This window comes from Candidatus Zixiibacteriota bacterium (assembly GCA_040752595.1).
Classification (GTDB): Bacteria; Zixibacteria; MSB-5A5; order WJJR01; family WJJR01; genus JACQFV01.
In genome coordinates, this window is record JBFMGX010000004.1 from 213,210 (window position 1) to 233,054 (window position 19,845).

The 19,845-nt window shown below is 61.5% G+C and carries 15 protein-coding genes; 13 read left to right on the forward strand and 2 right to left on the reverse strand.

Annotated features, from left to right (window positions below):
* Positions 1–74 precede the first annotated feature (74 nt).
* The 9 genes from AB1792_01255 to AB1792_01295 all read left to right on the forward strand — a co-directional run bounded on the left by AB1792_01255 (position 75) and on the right by AB1792_01295 (position 8,189).
* Positions 75–1,943: a BatD family protein gene (locus AB1792_01255; protein MEW5700844.1), complete on the forward strand. Its 1,869-nt coding sequence runs from the start codon at positions 75–77 to the stop codon at positions 1,941–1,943.
* Positions 1,940–2,740, forward strand: coding sequence for a hypothetical protein (locus AB1792_01260; GenBank protein MEW5700845.1), 801 nt, complete (start codon positions 1,940–1,942; stop codon positions 2,738–2,740). Before AB1792_01255 ends, AB1792_01260 begins: the two co-directional genes overlap by 4 nt.
* 309 nt (positions 2,741–3,049) lie before the next feature.
* The gene (locus AB1792_01265) at positions 3,050–4,297 is read left to right on the forward strand and encodes a lysylphosphatidylglycerol synthase transmembrane domain-containing protein (GenBank protein ID MEW5700846.1); all 1,248 of its coding nucleotides are present in this window, start codon (positions 3,050–3,052) and stop codon (positions 4,295–4,297) included.
* Between the two features lie 96 nt (positions 4,298–4,393).
* On the forward strand, positions 4,394–4,708 hold the full coding sequence (locus AB1792_01270) for a muconolactone Delta-isomerase family protein (protein MEW5700847.1): 315 nt from the start codon (positions 4,394–4,396) through the stop codon (positions 4,706–4,708).
* A 117-nt stretch (positions 4,709–4,825) separates the two neighbouring features.
* Positions 4,826–5,761, forward strand: a complete 936-nt coding sequence (rsgA, locus tag AB1792_01275) for a ribosome small subunit-dependent GTPase A (GenBank protein ID MEW5700848.1) — start codon at positions 4,826–4,828, stop codon at positions 5,759–5,761.
* Positions 5,762–5,812: 51 nt separating this feature from the next.
* Positions 5,813–6,298, forward strand: coding sequence for a hypothetical protein (locus AB1792_01280; GenBank protein ID MEW5700849.1), 486 nt, complete (start codon positions 5,813–5,815; stop codon positions 6,296–6,298).
* 106 nt (positions 6,299–6,404) lie between these two features.
* Positions 6,405–6,932 carry a rhodanese-like domain-containing protein gene (locus AB1792_01285; protein ID MEW5700850.1) on the forward strand — a complete coding sequence of 176 codons (528 nt, stop codon included), beginning with the start codon at positions 6,405–6,407 and terminating at the stop codon, positions 6,930–6,932.
* A 14-nt stretch (positions 6,933–6,946) separates the two neighbouring features.
* The gene (locus AB1792_01290; protein ID MEW5700851.1) at positions 6,947–7,417 is read left to right on the forward strand and encodes a MauE/DoxX family redox-associated membrane protein; all 471 of its coding nucleotides are present in this window, start codon (positions 6,947–6,949) and stop codon (positions 7,415–7,417) included.
* Between the two features lie 4 nt (positions 7,418–7,421).
* Positions 7,422–8,189, forward strand: a complete 768-nt coding sequence (locus AB1792_01295; protein MEW5700852.1) for a class I SAM-dependent methyltransferase — start codon at positions 7,422–7,424, stop codon at positions 8,187–8,189.
* A gap of 477 nt (positions 8,190–8,666) precedes the next feature.
* Here the strand turns inward: AB1792_01295 and AB1792_01300 are convergent, their stop codons facing one another.
* Both AB1792_01300 and AB1792_01305 read right to left on the reverse strand, forming a co-directional pair.
* Positions 8,667–9,701 (reverse strand): site-2 protease family protein, encoded by a 1,035-nt coding sequence (locus AB1792_01300; protein ID MEW5700853.1) that lies wholly within the window; start codon positions 9,699–9,701, stop codon positions 8,667–8,669.
* Positions 9,702–10,159: 458 nt separating this feature from the next.
* On the reverse strand, positions 10,160–14,740 hold the full coding sequence (locus tag AB1792_01305) for a hypothetical protein (GenBank protein ID MEW5700854.1): 4,581 nt from the start codon (positions 14,738–14,740) through the stop codon (positions 10,160–10,162).
* Positions 14,741–15,626: 886 nt separating this feature from the next.
* Here AB1792_01305 and AB1792_01310 point away from each other — a divergent pair.
* The 4 genes from AB1792_01310 to AB1792_01325 all read left to right on the forward strand — a co-directional run bounded on the left by AB1792_01310 (position 15,627) and on the right by AB1792_01325 (position 19,836).
* Entirely contained in the window at positions 15,627–17,174 is a 1,548-nt protein-coding gene (locus AB1792_01310; GenBank protein MEW5700855.1) for a hypothetical protein, read from the forward strand.
* Positions 17,175–17,282: 108 nt separating this feature from the next.
* Positions 17,283–17,933: a DUF1573 domain-containing protein gene (locus tag AB1792_01315; protein ID MEW5700856.1), complete on the forward strand. Its 651-nt coding sequence runs from the start codon at positions 17,283–17,285 to the stop codon at positions 17,931–17,933.
* Positions 17,934–17,946: 13 nt separating this feature from the next.
* Positions 17,947–18,378, forward strand: a complete 432-nt coding sequence (locus AB1792_01320) for an archease (protein ID MEW5700857.1) — start codon at positions 17,947–17,949, stop codon at positions 18,376–18,378.
* A gap of 6 nt (positions 18,379–18,384) precedes the next feature.
* Positions 18,385–19,836: an RtcB family protein gene (locus AB1792_01325; protein ID MEW5700858.1), complete on the forward strand. Its 1,452-nt coding sequence runs from the start codon at positions 18,385–18,387 to the stop codon at positions 19,834–19,836.
* Positions 19,837–19,845 lie beyond the last annotated feature (9 nt).

Genomic DNA, 19,845 nt, shown 5'->3' on the forward strand with positions numbered 1-19,845 from the left:
GCAGTTTCTTCCCCTCTCCCCTATGGGGAGAGGGTAGGCCTGCCCTGAGTGAAGTCGAAGGGGTGAGGGGTCGGGTGTCTTCGATTGAACGTCACGGCGATCTTCCGCCGGTTCCGATTCTCGCAAGGGTCGGCAGAACCATCACCTTGGCGTGTGTTCTCCTGGCGTTCTCGCTTGCCGCCGCCTTTGCCGATACCACGTTTCGACTCAAGGTCGAACCGAAGAAGATCATGCTCTCCGAGAACGCCACTCTGCAGTTGACTCTGGAAAGCGATTCCCGCTCACTGCCCCAGCCGCAGTTGCCGCCGCTTCCGGATTTCCAAGTCTTCTCCTCGGGACGCAACCAGAGCATGCAGGTGACCAACGGGCGTGTCCGATCGTCGATCATCTACTCGTATGTGCTGTCGCCCCGCCATGCCGGTCGCTTCACCGTTGGTCCGGCGCGCGTCACCGTGGACGGTGTCGAGTACACGACGCAGGCGGAAACCGTTGTCGTCAATGAGGCCCCGCCGGCGTCGCCGGCACCTGTGCCCGCGCCTCCCGAGCACCCGCGAAATGAAGTCTCCGCCGCACGGGAAGCCAAGCGTAAGGTGTTCATCACCGCCGCCCTCGACAAGGACACAGCGTACGTCAACGAGCCGGTCACCTACATCTTCCGTTTCTACAAGGGCGAGCCGTTGCTCTCGTCGCCGGAATACTCCCGTCCCGCCTTCGCCAACTTCTGGTTCCAGGACCTCCCGCCGCAGCGGCAGTACACGACCGTTGTGGACGGCGTGCCGTACGAGGTCACAGAGATCCGCACGGCGCTGTTTCCCACCGACGCCGGGGAAAAGACCATCGGACCTTCGGAAGTCAAAGCGACCGTGATCGGCCGGCGTCGCGCCGCACCGCGCGACCCCTTCAGTCTGTTCGACAACGACTACTTCGGCGCTTTCAACCGCGGCGAGGAACTCAAATTGACGACGACGTCTCTGCGGTTGTTCGTACGTCCCCTGCCCGAGTCTGGAAAACCCCGTGAGGCCTCCGGTTTGGTCGGGAGATTCGCCGTCGAGGCGCGCGCCGATGTCCACTCGGTGAATGTCGGCGATCCGATTACGGTCAAGGTCACCGTGTCCGGTGAGGGGAACATCAAATCGATCCCGGAGCCGCACTTCGATTCACTTCCCAACTTCCGCATCTTCTCGGGCGGCACGAGCGAAGACATCTCGACAACCGACTATCGGGTCAGCGGACGCAAGACGTTCGAAGAAGTCTTCGTTCCGCAGCGTCCGGGGAGCTACCGTCTTCCTCCATTCGCCGTGACCTACTTTGACGTTGCCCGCCGGTCCTATCAGACGGTCCGCAGCGATTCGATCCCGGTCACCGTCACCGGCGCGGCGGCCGATTTCACCATCCCATCACTTCGATTGGGCGCGGACCAACTCTCGGACTTGGCCGCCGACGTTCGCTTTCTCAAGACCGAAGGCGGACATTTCCGGCAACGGAGCGATCCCGGTCTCTTTGGCGGCGCCTTCTGGATCGGTCACATTCTCCCACTGGCAGGCTTGACTCTGCTCTTGGGGTGGCGTCGTCGCCTGCTGCGCGAAGCCGCCGATCCGGTGGGTCGGCGTCGCCGTCTGGCCTATCGCCTCGCGATGGCACGCATGCAAGAGCGCGCAAGCAGCGACAAGCCATCAGCCGGGTTGAGCGCCGAGACCATTGCCGAGGCGCTCCTGCAATACTACTCCGATCGTTACAACTGTGCCGCGCAGGGTCTCCGGCGCGATGAAATGCGCGGGCAGCTCCTCGACGATGGACTGCCTGAGGGCACCGTCAACGAGTACCTGGACATACTCCAATCGTGCGATCAACAGCGGTATGCGCCGGGGCAGGACCATCGTGCCTCCGCTGACCTCCCGGCGCGCGCGGCACGCGTCCTCGTGTCGCTGGAGAAACCGCGATGACGCCCGCTCTGGCATACATCTCTTGCCGCCGGGCCCGTACGTTGTCGGCCTTCGTGGTCGAACTCATTCTCTTCGGCGCGGTCTGTCCCGCATGGGCACAAAGCCCGGATCGGTTGTTCAGTGATGCCGTCGCCGCCTATCAGCGCGGCCGATTCGATTCGGCGGCCGCCGGTTTCCTGGCGTTGGTGCAGTCCGGAATCGATGACGCCCGTGTCTGGTATGACCTCGGGAATGCGCAATTCAAGTCGGGAAGCATCGGCTCGGCCTTGGTTGCGTACCGGCGCGGCCTCCGTCTCACGCCCCGTGATGCCGATCTGAGGGCCAACTACCGCTATGTCCGGCTCTTTGCCGCCGACAAGATCGAGCCGGTCGGCGTGCTCTTTCTGGAGCGATGGTGGCTCGCCGCCGTCGGTCGTCTTTCGATCTATGAGGCCCGCGCCCTGGCCGGAATCTCCTTCTGGGCCGCCGTTCTTCTGACCGCCTGGAGTCTATGGCCCAAGCGCAGACCGGGGAAGGCGATCCCGGTCGGCGCACTCGTTGTTTGTTGGTGCCTCTGGCTCCTGCTGACCGGTGTCGCCGCCACCGCCTATGTCCGCGATGTCTCAAGACACGACGGCGCCGTGATTGCGGTGAAGACCGATATTCGCGGCGGTCCCGGTAATGACTACGCTCTGCAATTCGTCGCCCATGATGGCCTCGAAGGCACTGTCGAGCGCAGCGAATCCGGCTGGTATCTGGTTCGATTCCCCAATGGCGTCAAGGGCTGGGTCGCCGCCACCGCCTTCGAGATCGTGTAACGGCTTCTGTCAGCGGGAGGGCGGGGCAACGCCCACCGCCAACCCACCTGTAATGTACTCGAACTGCTCCGATCTCCCCGGCAAATAGAACGATCCCGCGACCTGCAATCGCCGGAGGTCAATCACTGTATTCGCTCCCGCCCAGTCGCGAACCATCATGGGAGCACAGGGCTGTCATGCCGAGCGAATCCCGCCCGCCGCGGCGGGCGGGATGAAGCGAAGCATCTGCTTTCCTTCCCCGATGAAGAGACAGCAGATTCTCGCCCGCCTCTGGCGGGCAAGCCCCGCCAAAGAGAGGCGGAGTTCAGAATGACAATTCGGGGCGGTTCTTCAGCGGTCTGCTGGGGGTTGCGCCGTCCCCGATTCGCCGTTGACTCGTTGTCCTCGGCGGACGATGTTGCCGGAGGCGCACACGAGGTCCCGACGCGCCCGTTCGGATTCGCTCCCATGCAGGCGCCCCCCTGGCGATGGATCCGCATCCTCGGTCTCTTGGCCGCCTTCGCCGTCCTGGTCTACATGTTCCGCGATTCCGACCCGCTCGACATCTGGCGGGCGATCGTCGGCATGCACCCCCGGTATCTGATCCCGGTGCTCGCCGGGGCTGTCGGCATGCCGGTCTTCCGGGCCCTGCGGCTGCGTTTCATCATGCCGCCCGCGGAGCAAACACCCGAGCGTCACCTGTCTCAGCGGCGTGTCTTCGCGGTCTACAACGTCGGTCAGTTGCTCAACATTATCCTCCCCGTGCTCACCGGGCAGGTCGCCCGCGTCCTGTTGTTCTCCCGGACCCTGGGGATGACCAAGACCTCCGCCTTCACGATGGTCATCCTCGAGGTCCTGTTCGATGGTCTCATCCTTGTCGTCATGATCTTCGCCACGTCGTTTCTCTTCGTCATGCCGGAATGGATGGTGCGTGGCGAGGTGGCGGTCCTGTTCGCCTGCGCCATGCTCTTCGGCTTCTTCTATTGGGCTTTGCGTCATCGGGAACGCAGCGCCCTGACGGCCGGGTGGTTCCGCCGTCGTGCCCCGGCGCGTCTCGTGCGCGAATGGGACAGCGTGAGTGCCTCCTTCCTCGACGGACTGAAGATGCTCCGCAGCAGCCGTCACCTATCGATGGTCGGCTTGCTCTCCGTGTCGGCCTGGCTGTCGCATGCGCTTCTGGTCCTGTTTCTGCTGCGCGCATTTGCCTTCGATATCCCGTTCTGGGGCGCGATGGTCATCTTGATCGTCAACACGGTCGTCATCATGGTCCCGGTCAGCCCCGGGAACATCGGGACCTTCCAACTGGCCTGCGTGGTCGGCCTGGCGTTCTTTGGCGTGCGCAAGGATGAGGCGCTGGGATTCTCCATCCTGTTGCACGTGACGGAGGTCGGCCCCGTCTTTGTGCTGGGTTCGATTGCCTCGTTCTCGCAGCATGTCCGCTTGCGGGAATACAAGTCCGCCCAGATCCGGCTGGAACAGGAGCGCCTGGCGACCACGGCCCCCGTTTTTGATCACTTTCTGGACCACCCCCACGCCGGCACCGGCACCGGGCACGCACCAACCGCCGACGGTCGCTGAATCGCCCGTTCGCCGCGGCCGGGCTTGTCGATGTCACGGGCGTGGTCTATATTCTCGAAGGCGGTAGCGTATGCGCCTCCGTCGGGGAGGAGAGACATGTACTTCTTGGTGTTCGAGAGACGCAAGGGACAGGATGAGCCGATCAACGATTTGGGCGGGATGATAACGGCCATGTCCGACTGGCTGGCATATCTGAGGGAACTGTCGAAGAAGGGTACCGTGGCCCATCATTGGGCCTTCCGGGCCCAGCACGGGAGCGTCACGGTCTACGACGTTGCCTCGGGAGATCAACTGAAGTCCATTCTCGAAAAATGCCCCATCCCGGAGCGCTTCGTCCATCGGGAGGTTCATCAGGTTTGCGACCTCGATGAAGCCATCGCCAACCTGGCGAAGTACATGACCGGGATATGATCACTGGCCCCGTCTCTGGTCGCCCCATCATTCGGGATCTTCCTCCCCGGGGTTCTTTTATGCCGTCGCCCGTCCACGTTGCGATTGTGGATCTCTGACGTCGGAACGCCAAACGCCATGGACGAACCGGTCGTTCGGGAAGGACGGGTCATCAAGAGCTACGGAAGCCGCTTTGTCGTCGTAACGGCGGAAGGGACTTTCGACTGCGGTCTGCGGGGGCGGATGCGGATTTCCGGCGCCAAGACGCACACGCCGGTTGCGGTCGGCGATCGTGTTCAGGTCACCGTTGAAGACCCACCGTATGGCGTCATCGATTCCGTCCATCCGCGGGTCAACAAGCTCTCACGCCCCGATGTCCTGAAACCCGAATGGGAACAGGTCTTGGTTGCCAACTGCGACCAACTGATCGCCGTCGCGTCGCTGGCACGGCCCCGGCTCAAGTTTGGCGCCGTGGATCGACTGCTCCTGGTCGCCGAGAAGACGGGCCTGGATGGCGCCGTCGTCCTGAACAAGATTGATCTCGTGGAGCCTCATGGCGGCGAACGCGCCCGCCATGTCTACAACAAGGCCGGGTATCCGGTCGTCGTGACATCGGCGCTTACAGGGGAGGGGCTGCCACAACTGCGGGAGGTGGTGCAACTCAAGGTGTCGATCTTTGCGGGACACTCCGGAGTCGGCAAGTCCTCACTGCTGAATGCCTTAGAGCCGGGGCTGGGGTTGCGTACACGGGAGGTCTCCGAGGCGACCGAGCGTGGGACGCATACAACGACGAGTATCGAGTTGCATCCCCTCGGTTTCGGCGGTTATATCGCCGATACGCCGGGCCTGAGAGCGATCGGACTATGGGATCTTACAGCCGAGGAACTCCCCGGCTTGTATCGGGATTTCCGCCCGTACCTGGGCCAATGTCGATTCGGTAATTGCCTTCATGTCGGCGAACCGGATTGCGCCATTCGGGAGGCCGTCGCCGGCGGCTCGATCAGCACGGAACGGTACGAGGGGTACCTTCGCATCCGCCAATCGCTGGTTGATCCCGAGCCGCTGCGGCGGTGAGACGTCGCAGTGCTATCCCGCCAGGGTTGCTTCCTGTGAGTACAAGACGATATGAGCGAGCAACCTGAAGCCCGTACCTGTCATCCCGAGCGCAGCGAGGGATCTGCTGTTCATGTCGGCCCGATCACGTTCATTGTCTTGGGGATAGCGCTTTGCGCACTCGGTTGCGCCCGCAAACGCACAGATCCGGTCGATACCCTCAAGGCAATGATCCCGCAGATCGAGGCGGCACTGAATCGACGCAGCATTACTGCCTTGCAGCGCCTGGGGACACCGCGCTTCTCCGCCAACCGGTTGCTGATCGATGTCTTTGCCGATGCCGCCGGTGATACGGCCGATCTGCGAATCAAGCATCTCTCCCTGACACTGGGGGAGGCCGAGTTGATTCTGGCCGTGGCGCTCGCCTCGGACAGTTCGTCTCCTGCCCGTGAGTTGACTCTGCATCTGGTGGGCCAGCGGGAATGGCGCATCGATACGTTCGCCGTCGGACCGGCGCCGCCGACAGACCCGGGAGACTCTCTGGGCAACCGGCGTTGAATCCTGTGCCATCGCCGCCATCCGACGGCCGGGGAGAAGCGTATAAGAACAAAGCCGTCCCCGTCCGGGACGAAGTGGTTATCCAGGCTCACATTCCGGAGAGTACATGCACGCATCACGCCTGTTCAGACAGATCATCCTCCTGGCCTGCCCCGCGGTGATTCTCGGAGTTGGACGCAACCTGGTCGTCCCGGGGGGGATTCCCTGGGTCGGGCAATGGGGAGCCACTGTCCAAGCCGCTGCCGACTCGATCGTGCCGCCTTCGTCCGTACAGCCAGGTGATCCCCCGTTTCTCACGCTCACGCAGGCCGAGGCCAAGCACACCGACAAGAACGTCGTCTTCGTGGACGCGCGCTACCCGGCCGACTATGAGCAAGGCCACATCACCGGCGCGGTCCTGCTTCCCTTCGAGATGTTCGATGATTACTGGGCCGGCGTCGAGGAACGTCTGCCGAAGGATCGGGAGATCGTCACGTATTGCGGCGGCTCCGAGTGCGAGTTGTCGTTGTTCCTGGCCCGACTGCTCCGTCAGAAGGGATACGGGCAGGTCTCGGTCTTCTTCGGCGGTTCCACAATCTGGGAACAAGAGGGTTTGCCGATGGAGAAGGGTGCGGCGCCGCCTCCCGGTGTGTGAATCGAATGGGGTCCATGATGTCGATTCTGCGCAGTGAATGGCTGGGATTGCTCTTTCGCCTGATTCTCGGGGGCGTATTCATCTATGCCTCGCTCGACAAGATTGTCCACCCCGCCGGTTTCGCCAAAGCGGTCCACAACTACCACCTCCTTCCCGGTTCCCTTGTGAACATCTTCGCCGTGGTTCTGCCCTGGCTGGAATTCCTCTGCGGCGCGGCGCTGATCCTCGGGACCCGGGTCGACGGCGCCACCACCATCCTTGGTGCTCTTCTGGTCGTGTTTCTCGTGGCCGTCACGATCAACCTCATCCGCGGCGTCGACATCGCCTGTGGCTGTTTCACCTCGGATCCGCAGAGTCGCAAGGCCGGATTCGACGTGATCTGGCAAGACTCGTTGCTCTTGCTGATGGCAATCCACTTGTTCTTCCGCGGCCCCGGTCGTCTGGCCCTGGCCCGCCGCCGTCTGCCGACAGCCATGACGCCGTGACCCGGTGGCCGCCTCGCGTATAATGGGGTCATCCGATTCCTACACGTTTCTGGCGCGTCATTACAATGCGATGACTGGGTACCCGGATCGCATCGACGCGATAACCGCATCGATCGGACCTTGGGTTTCTGAGTACGGGATCCGCACGGCCCTCGACGCCGGCTGCGGCGGCGGTGCACTCCTCTTTGCCCTTCGGAAATGCGGTGTTTCGCCGGTCGGCCTCGATCTCTCTGAGCCGATGCTTCGGCTGACCCTGGAGAACGTTCGGGCCCGCGGGGAGCGGTTTCCCCTCCATGGCGCCCCGTTTCGTTCTGCCCACGTCATCTATCCCGGCCACTTCGATGCGGTCTTTGCGATGGGGAATGCGCTTGTGGGCCATGAGGACGATGAGCGAATGGAGGATTCGCTTCGGGGACTGCTTGGCTCCCTACGTCTTGGTGGGCTGCTCCTTGCTCAGATGCTCAATCTCACCCCCTTCTTCCTCGGGCTGCGTCGGCTGGTCTCGCATCGCGTCGTCGACGGTACCCACTACTGGCGCTATGCCGTTCCCGATGCCGATGGCCTGCTGTTCTCCCTCGTTGTGGCCGGACCCAAAGACTCGTTCGAGCTTCATACCTCGCGCTGGAAACGCTGGGACCACTTCCGAATGCGGGAGCGATTGGAAAATGCCGGGTTCACCGGCATCCATGTCTATGGCGACTTGACCCGGAAGCCCTTCGACGAGAGGCGCTCGACCGATCTGGTGATCGCCGCATGCCGCCCCAATCCCTGAAACTCCCCAACGAGGACAGGGGGCTTTCAGCCCCCTGATAAACGAAAAGGGCCTCGTCCCCGCCAGAGGCCCTTCTCGACTGCTTGTTCCTTCACCTATGGGTCAGTACTGCGTTTTTGCGTGGGTGGGATCACGCGTATCGTCACCATCCTTTGGCTTGGGGGTTTCTTCCGTGAAATGCCTTCGACTACCACTCCCGCGTTTGATCCCACCCTGTGTTGCGACGAAGAGTCTTACAGGTCCAGAGAGAACTGACACAACTTGCATGCCGATATCGCTCCCGCGCACACCCTTCTGGTATCACGCAGTCAATCAATGAACTACACCCGACGATCGACTTCTGACTGTCTTGAAAATGCCGTTCAAGACGCAGCGTCTGCGCCTCGTCTCCTCGCCCGTTCGGATCGGAGCTGTAATCTGTTGCCAGGACGTTGAATAGACGGCGCAGATCATGCGCTGTGACTTCTGCGTTTCTGTCTAAGGAATTCGGAACGGGACCGGCGTGAAACACAGGATGAAGATGACGAAGGCCACGGCGCCCAAGATCCGACGTGTCCGCCCCACGGCGATCTCATCGACCAGCGTGGGCGGATGCTCCGGGCGCAGGAACAACCCGATGGCCACCCACACCAGCCACCACGGCCACCATAGGGAGATCGCCACCAGTCCGGCAATCGCCGCCAGAGCCAGCCAACGCTGCCCGCGCTTCAGGATCGCATAGGCGATGTGCCCGCCGTCGAGTTGCCCCATTGGGAACAGATTGAACATCGTCACCAGCAACCCGGCCCATCCGGCGAAAGCGATCGGGTGCAGCATGACGTCCTGATCGGGCGTCATCGTCGGCAACACCAGGGCGGCAACGCCCCGAAACAACAGCGAATCGCCGAGGATGATCTGTGTTCCCTCCGCGCCCGCCGCAACAATCGTCGACTTGGCCAACCCGACGAAGAGCGCCGTGACCGCGACCACGAATCCCGCCAGCGGCCCCGCGATCGCCATGTCGAACAACGCCGTCCGATCGCGAATCGGCGAGCGCAGTTGAATGAATGCCCCGAATGTCCCGAGAATGTTCGGGGCCGGGATGAAGTACGGCCATGACGCGTCGATCCGTCGCCGCCGCGCCAGTGTGAAGTGGCCAAACTCGTGACAGATCAGAATCGCCATGAACCAGGCCGCAAATGACGCCCCGCCCAGCCAGGTCGTCGATATGACGGTCGCGGCGAACAACAACACATTGACCCAGGGGAATCGGGCCGTCTGCTTCTCCAGTTGAACGGTGACGAGGGCCCTGATGCTTCCGGCGCCAAGTTCCGGCGATGCCTCGACTGTCCCGTCAAAGCCCGCCGCTTCAAGGCGGGCCCGCACCGTCGACTCAAAATCGCCGACTGGCACCCGCGGCATGCCCCGAAATGTGACGCTCGCGCGCGAGGTGTACACCGCTTCCAGCACGATCAGATCGTCCAGGAGAGCACGAATCTGCCCCACCTGCTCCTGTAGCGCTTCACGTTTCATCTGTTGTCCCATGCCACAGTCGGCATGCTCTCTATATACCCGCCGAACGGCCATGGTGCCATCGACAACTTCTCCGGCCACCTGCCGGAGGACCTGGCCAGGTTGCTGACAAGCGCCGTTCATGTCATTCTGAGCCCCGCCGCTCTTTGGCGGGGCGAAGAATCTGCTGTTACGTTCAGATGAAGAAACAGCAGGTCCTTCGCTTCATCCCGCGCTCGCAGAGCGCGGGATTCGCTCAGGACGACATGGGAGGGTCGATTCCCGTTTCGTGCGTCCTTCAGCAACGTGTGAGATCTGCTGCATCCTTGGGTCACAAATCCATAGGTATGCAGGGCGTATTGCCGTACGCCCCAACTGCGAGGACAAGGGGCTTCAGCCCCTTGCGACACAAAAAAGAGATCCCCCCGCTCAAGCGGGGGGATCTCAGGACTAACAGACTTACCAGCGAGAACCGGAGATTAGAATCTCCAAGCGCCCACCGGCCGATCCGCGGGATGTCCGGACACCCAACTGAGGAGCTTCGTGACGTCGGCGCCGTCGTTCAGGCCGTCGGCATTCACGTCACCGCAGTAGTCGCCCGGATACTTCGGCAGAAGAGCGATCATCCACGCGACGTCGGCGAGGTCGACAAACGCGTCCTCGTTGACATTACCGCGAGCGAAGCCGGCCCAACGAGCAGCCCGCTTGGCCACACCCAGGGCATTCTGTTCGATGGTGGCGGCGTTGTCCGTGCTGGCATCGACGCCGTAGACAGCCGCAGTCCACTCGGCGGTGGTCGCGCCCGCACCCAGCGAGAACGGCTTGCCGATCAGGACGCTCGACTTGTCTTCGTACGTACCCGGATTGTCGATCATCCGGGCCGGGAAGATGTTCATGACGTCGCCCCACACACCCGTCCGTCCCGGACCGTCGCTGTAATTCCAGTAGTTGCTGTAGATGCGATCCGGGTTGGAGATGACATAGATGCCATGCGGCGAGTTCGGCGCAGGATCGATACCGTCGTACGTCGACGGCATATTGACGTCGAACATACCATAGGCGATCGTCGCGTTGACTCCCGCATCCCACTGCGCATAGCCGTTGAACAGATCCGAAACCAATCCGGTGTTGGCGCCCGTGTTGATGTCCCAGTCGATATGCGTGCCCGGATAGATCGGACCCTTCGCCAGGCCATCGCCGAACGGCGGTATGCGGTTGGTGAACGTCCAGTGGATCAGCTTGAAGTCCCCATACAGAGGATCGTACGCGCCGACCTCTTTCTGGAGGATGTCAAAGCCGATCGCAGCCAACGGGGTGCCCGCTGGGGCGGCAAAATCCGTGTCGGAGTAGGCCGACTGGATCCATTCGCCATAGATGTCCACCGGTCCGCCGCCTGTCCGGTACCGGCCCAAGACAACGTTCGTCGCCTTCTGCATCGCGCATCCGCCCGGCGGCTGCGGGTTGCCGGCGTAGTTCTCCTGGCCGCCGAACATGTCGACGAACAACTGCGCCCCGCCGATCGCTGCCGACGAGTCACCGAACAGCATGAACGTGCCGTCGTAGAAGTTGTTGTCCGGCGAACCGCCATCGGCCACGAAACGGAACTCCCGTGACGAGCTGGCATCATCGCCCAGGTTGCCATGGTTGTACATCGTCTCGTAGTTGGCCGTGGCGGCCCCGTGCACGTCGCCGAAGTACAGCGTGTCGGCCGCAAACAGGCAGCCGCCGACCGCGGTCACTCCGAACTCTGCCACCGAATGCGGCGGCAGGAAGTCGAAGTCAGGATCGTCGTTCGTCAACTCAATGATGTTCAGGTCGATCCCACGACCGAGGTACGGAACCGTGCCGTTGATGTCGAACGTGAGATCGCCGAACGCGCCCGCGCCGATGGCGGTCGGGATGGCCGCGCCGTTGATCTTCACGTTGCCGACACGGACGTTGCTGGCGCCCGCCGCCATGCGGTTCTCGGAACGCTTGCTGCCTTCGACCAACACCGGATTGCACGTGAGCTCGCCATCGATCATCCGCGTGCTCAGGCCGGCCATGTGCTGCTGCTTCGTCAGGGACGCATCGGTGAAGTACGAGTTGTAATCAGCATCCACCGAAGGATACAGCGAGCGACGCTGCATCAAATCCTGGCGGGCATGGCGAATCGACGCCGCCGAGCCATCCGGCAACGGATCGGCGATGTTCAGCGCCGTGAAGTTCAAGGCCGCGTTCCCGATGTTCTCAAAGGCGTCATCCACAGTCACGGAAACGTCCGTTCCGAATGGAATCGGAACGTCGATCTCGAACTCATGCTGTACCAGACGCGGACGCGGTCCGGTGTTCAGACGGTAGACCAACAGCAGGCCCGCCGTCGTGATCTGGCGGACGCTGACCGCGGCGTAGTCGTAGGTGTTCGTCGAGTGCGAGGCCAGCGCCGTGCCCATGACAATGTCGCCGCCCGTGTGCACGTACCCCAGCGACCACTCCTTGCTCTGATTGTTGGCGTTCAGCAGGTGCCAGTACCCGTCGCGGTCGCCCGCGAAGACGTACTTGTCGCACGAGATCGTCGCCGACTGCGTCACCGACGCCACGCCTTCAGCGGAGAAGTTGTGAACCGCCAGACCGATGGCCTTGTCGATCATCAAAAGACCAAACGACGGGTTGTCCTGCGGGATGTACACGAAGTTGTTGCCGATCGCCGGGGCGCCGTAGAGCACCACGCCCTGGTTGAACTTCCAGACGATCGACGGGGTCACGTTGCTCGACACGTCGAGTTTGTAACGCCGACCGGTGTTGTCGCCATTGCGGGTCGCGCCGTAGAGGTAGCTTCCCTCGACCGACACGCCGCCCGGCCAACCGTCACCAGCCACATCGACCCAGCCCACTCCACCATTGACCGCGCCCCACTGGAAGGCACCGTTGGTAGCGTCGATCTTGTAGAGTGATCCGGTGTTAAGCGTGCCGCCAATCTGGGTGCCGACGTACAAGTACGACCCGTCAAAAGTCGGCCCATGCGCGACCGCCGCATCGAAGGTGATCGGGTTGGTCGGCCAGTTGCCCCACAGCGCACCGGTAGCCGCATCCAGCGCGTATAGCTGGCCCGGAGCTCCGAACGGCTCGGTCGCGACAAACACGACATCCGTGCCGGAGACATTGGCCACCACGCAGGTGTTGAACCGGTTTTGCCCGCTCAGGCCGCCGGGGACAGGACCGTACGAGGTGTTGACCGACCAGATGATCCCGCTGGCCTCGAGGTTCGGGCCCATCTTGGTGATGGCGTTGAAGTTACCACCGGTCGCATAGACGTTCCCGGCGGCGTCGATCGTGGTGTTGCCACGGTTCGACGAACCCATCTCCGGGGCGCCTTTGAAGTCGCCCAAGAAAGCGCCCGTGGCGAGATCCCAGCAGGTCACTTCCTGGTCCGACGAGATGTAAACACGGTCGTTGGCAACCGTCGGAGAGCAGAAGCTGTTCAGACGCGGCAGGGACTGCGCCCACTCCAGCTTGATCCCGTTCGGATCGCCCACGGCGATCGAAGAGAACGAGGTGCGCTGGGCATCATGCCCCCACTGGTTCCAAACGTCCGGACCAGGTGTGGTGCAGTGAGCAGGAACGATCGGCACCTTCTCCTTGCAAACATAGGCGTTGATGCCGAACTCACGACCCGTGCCTTGCGCTTGGGCCAGGTACTCCCAAGTCGCCACGCCACCGTTGAACGTGGCAAACGGGTAGTATGCCATCGAGAACATCGGAGAAGGCGGACAGGACGGCCCGGCGAACGGAGGGCCGTAGGCAATGCACCCAACGCCGCCTGCCGTCTGCACCGGACTAATGGCCACGAACAGGTTCTGCGGGAGGCCGCCGTTCAGTGTTCCCCAGATGATGTCGGGAATCGCCACGTAGTTCGGTGTCGCCCCATCCCAGATCAGGGAGGCGTTGGGAATGACCACCGAATACAAGAGGCCGCCCATCGCCGGATCGGGAACCGGTCCACAGGCGCGCGTGAAGCCCAGATCGCCGAAGATCTCGACCTGCCAATCATCGGTCGTTCCAGCGCCATAGAGAATAAACTCCACGCCCTTCAGGGTGTCCAGACCGATCGCCTGGAAGAGCACCGCCTCTTTCGTCCGTCCGCCCGCAACGCCAGACGGCAGGGGATAGTACGCCTCCCAGCAGTCGTTGTTGCGGAGGCCGGGGGTTCCGGTACCGCAGTCGGCCGCTTCGCCGACATAGTGCCACTGCCAGTCGCACAGACCGGGTGTGCAATGGGTCGCCGGATCGTCCGGGGTGTACCCCTCGGCGAACAGAATGTACTCGAGGTTGTAGGGACCGGGATCAGGCCAAGTGAAGTACTTGGACAATTCATCCCAGCCGAGGCCATACTCGTTGAACACGCCGCAAGTCACACCCATCGGCGCCGGGTAGCCGGCATTGCAACCGAGGCGCAGGGCACCCCCTGTTGGGCTGTACCAGGCCGCAAAGAACGGGCCGGACAGGCAGCATTCAATCGGGAACGGGAGGTTGATGATATAAGTGGCCGCAGCCGTCCAGGTCACTGCGTACGCCGGACCGACACAGAGCGCGCCGCCCGCTACCGGAGCCGGGGCGATCGCACACTCTGCCGTCGAGCTGACGCCGTAAACCAACGGCTGGAAGACAAACGTCATGGGGAACGGCCCGGCGGAGAACCGATTGATCATGTTGATCGCGGTCACGTCAAAGCTGGGAGTATTGACGCAGGTCCCGTTCCACCACGACGCGTTCGACGGATCCTGGTAGGCCGCATAGAACTCCATGCCGACATACCATCCGCCGACCGAGTAGGCGTACGCACCCTGCCACCGGCCATCGCAGAACGTCCCCGGCACCACCCGGTTCGTTCCGGCATTGACCGTGACCAGCGACCCCGAGGCCGCCTCCACAGACGGTGTGCCTTTGCTCTGCGGAGTCCTTCCCGCGTCGCCCTTCGGGTACACGCCATTGGCTGGATCGTAGTCCGTGGCGAATACCGTGACGCTCGCGAACAGAAGCAATCCCAGAGCGAGAACTGCAATAAGGGGTTTTTTGTGCATTTACAAAGTCCTCCTGAAAGATACACGATGTGAAGCTTCGTCAGATGAGGGGGCCACTTGTCCTGGGTTACTGGCTTGCCGGCCGATCCTTGCCTCTCTTCTCATATCGGCCGAATCTGATGCCGCTTTTTCAGTCCAACTGGCTTGATCCCCATCTTTCCTAAGTCTTCCGCAAGCATGGGCGGCTGTCGATCCATCATCGTGAATCGTGGTTGTCGCCATCCCGACGCCTGCTCGTTAGTCGAACGTCCTACGGCCTATGGCCGCGATGCGGGGATAGGAAATTTTCGGAACGGGCTAGGAGGAAAATACTGACCCGCTCGGCTTTCTACCTTTCCCACGCGAAAGGGAGCACCGTTCGGATAGGTATTTTGATTCGAAGAGTCACCCCGTCCGCCTTAGGCGGGCAGGGCTTTAAACGCTCGACCGTAAGATAGCACCCCCAGAAAACCTGTCAACGGTTTTTCGCGTTTTTTTTCTTGAAACAGACGAAAATCTTCACGATGGTCCGCATGGTCGACCAAACAGGGGGGCATGGGGCACCAGCACCATGCATCGACCGACTCCATCCAGACTATCTAACCTCTCCCCCCAGCTTGCCCCGAGCGGCTTGCCCCGAGCGAAGCCGAGGGGAGCCGAGAGGGAGAGGTCGATTCGACCAGAGGTCGGATCGGCTTGCCCTGAGCGGAGTCGAAGGGGTGAGGGAACAGCCCGGCGTACCCGCATCGACCTGTCATCCCGAGCCAAGCGAGGGATCTGCTGTCTCTGGAAAGTGTTGCTCTCACCGATGCTCATCTGTATCGCCGCCTGCCCAAGGCCGGTTTTCAGCTCCTACCCGCCCCCTCTGGCTCCAAACGCCAAACTTCAGCCAGACGGCTCCATACTGGTGACTTGGTTCCATCCCGATGTCTTCGCCGACTCCCTATCTGCGCACCAAGGCAGCACGACAAAGGGGGGTTTCCATGTTGGCGGCTACCCCGAGCCACGCGTGGCCTTCCGCCTCCCTGTCGCAGAGGGCGGAGCATTGCTGCACTCGATTGGGGCGTATTTCTTTGCGGCTGCCGATGTGACCGAGTTGGAGTGGGATTCGTTGGCGGCCTTTCACTGGTCGGTCCACACTGATTCAGACGGCGTTCCAGGGCCGGCGCTACTCCCCGGAATCAGTTGGGATCTCGGTGATGGTCCCTGGATTCGTTTTGGTTCAATGGGTTACAGGACTGTCGACTGGCGCCTTCCAGAGTCGATCGCCGGGTCGATCTGGCTGGTCGGCCTGTGGCCGCTTGGTGCTGACGGTGTCGTGCGTTTGGGCCGTGACGATCTTCCGCCCGCCCTCGAGACACTGGTCGGGTATTCGGACAACGGCGAAGCCGCCTGGCAGCCATGGTCTGGGGGCGGCATCTTCGTTGATGCCGTACTCCTCAAGTCCCTCCCTAACGAGCCGGGGGCTCTGGGATCGAGCCTCATGGCCGAGGAAGCGTCTCAGGACGGCAATCCGGCGTTCATTCTGACTGCCAACGCAGTCTCCGGACCCAGATCGCCTCACTCCGATACGATTCAGGGTACCTTCTTCGGGGGACTGCAATACGCGGACACCGGCATCGTTGTCGGGCAGTCCCACGAGTATCGCCTCGCCGCCGTCAACGGCGGCGACACCAGCGCGTGGGTAGGGACAGGACCTGTATTCGTGCCGTCCCGCTGGGGTATTTCCTTGTCAGGAAGCGAGATACACATACACGCCCGGCTTGGAGAAACGGCAACCGCCAGTCTGGGATTGGAGAACATAGGCATCGAGACGCTCCGAGTAGCCCTGGCGGACTCGTTTTCTCTGGCGCCCAGTCATGGGCCTCAAGCAGGCCCTGCTGGCTCGATTGGGATACGAGTGACCCCGAGTCTGGTGAATCTGCCACCCTACTCGAGAGATTCGGCGACTATTTCTATTTTCGGCTTGGCCACCGAGTTGGGCTCCTATTCAGGGTTTCTTCCGATGGTCGTGGAAGGAAGCGGACGTCCGGATCGCGATCGCTGGCTCTTGGAAGTCACTGCCACCGTTGATGCCAACACAGGTGTGTCAGAAAGAGGCGATGACAAAGGCAGCGTGCGCGGTGACGGGCTCCCCGTTGTCACCGTTAGGCCCAATCCCTTTTCCGACAAGCTTGCTGTCGATATCGTGTTGTCCGACAACGCATTTCACGAATGGGCGTGTTCCGGCGGTCGTTCACTCACAGGCCCGATTGAAGTTTCGCTTGTAAACGTCATGGGCGCAACTGTCGCTTCCCATCTGGCCAGCAGTGAGTTGTCTTGGGCGGGTGATCGACTGACGAATCTGGCAACGGTCGAATTCGAGGGTACCGGGGCCTTGTCGTCAGGTGTATACTTCTGCCGGGTGACATGGGGGCACTATTCGCATGTCGTCCCCGTGGTTCTGATCCGTTGACCGTTGCGCTCTTGTCTGTAGCTTGGGAGGTTTGGGATGCGTTCTTCGGCCGCTCGCAGATGTCCTCGCTCAATCCAGTTCCTCGTAATCGCTTGTTTTGCAGGCGGTTTGTCGTTGTCGTCGGACGCCATTGCCGACCCCAAGATACGGCTCTCGGAGGAGATGTTCGATTTCGGCTTCCTTCCTGAAGGTCCGCATGTCTATCACCGATACTGGCTCTGTAACGACGGCACAGACACGCTGAAGGTCACGGACGTACAGCCGGGGTGCGGCTGCACGACCGTTCCGCTTCCCAAGAAGACGGTGTCTCCAGGCGATTCTGTGCCTCTCGATCTGGCCTTCAACACACGGCATCAGGACGGCAAGGTGCAGAAGTCAGTCCTCCTGGTCAGTAACGATAAGGCAATGCCGGAGAAGAGATTGCTCTTCGTGTCCATGGTTGGCGCCGCCGAGGGGCTTGTCCGCGTCGCGCCGCGAGCCGCCTATCTGGACACGCTGGGCAAGGAATCACAGTCGTTTGTGATCACCAACACAAGTTCCACACCCTATAAGATCATGGTGACATCCCCTCCCCCAGAGTTCATGTCGTTGGTTTTGTCCAGCATGGACTTGCCGGCAGGAGGCAAGATCTCTGGGACTTTGGCCGCAGGCGCAAAGACCCCAATCGGGGTTTACACCGGGTCTTTCACGCTGAAGTTTGATGGCGAACAGTCTCATTCCGTGACCGTCCCGATCTACGGCATGGGGTTCTATCACTGATTTAACATTATAAATGACATTCAATTACAGATTCCTGCCGGATGTCGCCTTGGCGGATGCAGCATTTGCCGTCGAAGCCGACAGTTGGAGCGAGTTGTTTCTCGGGGCGGCGCTGGCGACGACGTCGGTCATGGTCGCGCTTGACGATCTGCGTTCTGACCTGAGCCGAATCCTCGAACTGACAGCCGCATCGGTGGAGCAATTGCTTTACGATTGGTTGTCTGAGATCGTATATCTTAAAGACACTGAGGGACTTTTGGTCAAGATGGGAGAGGTCGCCGTTGCTCCCGGTGACACGTGGCAAGTGCATGCTGTGCTGCACGGGGACAGGATCGATCGCGACCGCCAGCGACTCGGACAGGATGTCAAGGCGATCACCTATCACTTGTATGAAGTTGTTCAAGACGGCGACTCGTATCGGGCCCGTGTCGTCCTTGATATTTGATCGATTATGAGAGAGTTAGCGCGACAGATTCGACCGTATGTCTGGGAGATACCCCCTGACGCCAAGGCGGGAATGCGCGTTCCCGCGCGCATCCTTGCTTCGCCGTCAGTCTTCGCTTCGATGGACGATGGTGTCTTCAACCAGATAACCAATGTGGCCATGCTGCCGGGGATCCAACAGCATGCCCTGTGTATGCCTGATGGCCATTGGGGTTATGGTTTCCCCATCGGCGGAGTCGCGGCATTTGACTTGGAAGAGGGGGTGATCTCGCCGGGAGGGATCGGCTTCGACATCAACTGTGGGATGAGACTCCTACGCACGAACCTGACGTATGACGAGGTCAAGCCAAAGCTGGCCCAGTTGATGGACACGCTGTACTCTTTGGTTCCCTGCGGGGTCGGGTCCAAGGGATTCATTCGATTGAACGACAGCGAGTTTCGCGAAATGGCCGTGCAGGGTGCCGGGTGGTGCGTCAAGAGGGGATATGGGCGTCGCGAGGACCTCGATCACATCGAGGAAATGGGATGTATCCCTGATGCCGATCCCGATCAATGTTCCGGTAAGGCCATCCACCGCGGCCTTGACCAACTGGGCACGCTCGGCTCCGGGAATCACTACCTGGAAGTTCAAGTGATTCGCCCCGAGAACGTACTTGATCCGATTGTTGCTCATAGACTTGGAGTCGGAGTCCCGGACCAGATCTGCGTCATGGTTCATTGCGGTTCGCGTGGCTTTGGGCATCAGATTGGCACCGATTACCTCCGCGCCTTTGTACCGGTGATGGCCCGTCATGGCATCGTGACCGCGGACCGTGAGCTGGCATGTGCGCCGTTCTCGACTCCTGAGGGGCAAAGCTATTTCAAGGCAATGAATTGCGCCGCCAACGCCGCCTTCGCCAATCGGCAGGTGATCACCCACCGCATCCGCGAGGGATTCGCCAAGACATTCGGTAGGAATGAGTTGGACCTTGGGCTCGAGGTTGTCTATGACGTCGCGCACAACATCGCCAAAGTCGAACGATACACCGTAGGTGGGACGGAAAGGGACCTGCTTGTCCATCGCAAGGGCGCTACCCGTTCTTTTGGCCCCGGCCAAGCCCAGTTGCCATCCGCGTATCACGATATCGGACAGCCAGTTATAGTAGGCGGGTCGATGGAAACCGGCTCGTATCTCTTGATAGGGACCCAAGAAGCGATGGACTCCACCTTTGGTTCCACGCTCCACGGCTCAGGCCGCACGATGTCCCGTACCAAGGCCAAGCACATGATCCGGGGGGAGAAACTCAAGCAGAGTCTGCTTGATCGCGGCATTGCCATCAGAACCGCATCCTTGGCCGGCTTGGCCGAAGAAGCCGGCTTCGCCTACAAGGACATATCGGAAGTCGTTGCGGCCGTGCACGATATCGGCATATCCCGCCGTGTCGTCCGCTTCCTCCCCATCGGCAACATCAAGGGATAGACCACCAAG

Bases quoted from the DNA above. Each gene is read 5' to 3' on its own strand.
- AB1792_01260 (MEW5700845.1), top strand. From the start codon at position 1,940: ATGACGCCCGCTCTGGCATACATCTCTTGCCGCCGGGCCCGTACGTTG.
- AB1792_01265 (MEW5700846.1), top strand. From the start codon at position 3,050: ATGACAATTCGGGGCGGTTCTTCAGCGGTCTGCTGGGGGTTGCGCCGT.
- AB1792_01270 (MEW5700847.1), top strand. From the start codon at position 4,394: ATGTACTTCTTGGTGTTCGAGAGACGCAAGGGACAGGATGAGCCGATC.
- rsgA (MEW5700848.1), top strand. From the start codon at position 4,826: ATGGACGAACCGGTCGTTCGGGAAGGACGGGTCATCAAGAGCTACGGA.
- AB1792_01280 (MEW5700849.1), top strand. From the start codon at position 5,813: ATGAGCGAGCAACCTGAAGCCCGTACCTGTCATCCCGAGCGCAGCGAG.
- AB1792_01285 (MEW5700850.1), top strand. From the start codon at position 6,405: ATGCACGCATCACGCCTGTTCAGACAGATCATCCTCCTGGCCTGCCCC.
- AB1792_01290 (MEW5700851.1), top strand. From the start codon at position 6,947: ATGATGTCGATTCTGCGCAGTGAATGGCTGGGATTGCTCTTTCGCCTG.
- AB1792_01300 (MEW5700853.1), bottom strand. From the start codon at position 9,701: ATGAAACGTGAAGCGCTACAGGAGCAGGTGGGGCAGATTCGTGCTCTC.
- AB1792_01305 (MEW5700854.1), bottom strand. From the start codon at position 14,740: ATGCACAAAAAACCCCTTATTGCAGTTCTCGCTCTGGGATTGCTTCTG.
- AB1792_01320 (MEW5700857.1), top strand. From the start codon at position 17,947: ATGACATTCAATTACAGATTCCTGCCGGATGTCGCCTTGGCGGATGCA.
- AB1792_01325 (MEW5700858.1), top strand. From the start codon at position 18,385: ATGAGAGAGTTAGCGCGACAGATTCGACCGTATGTCTGGGAGATACCC.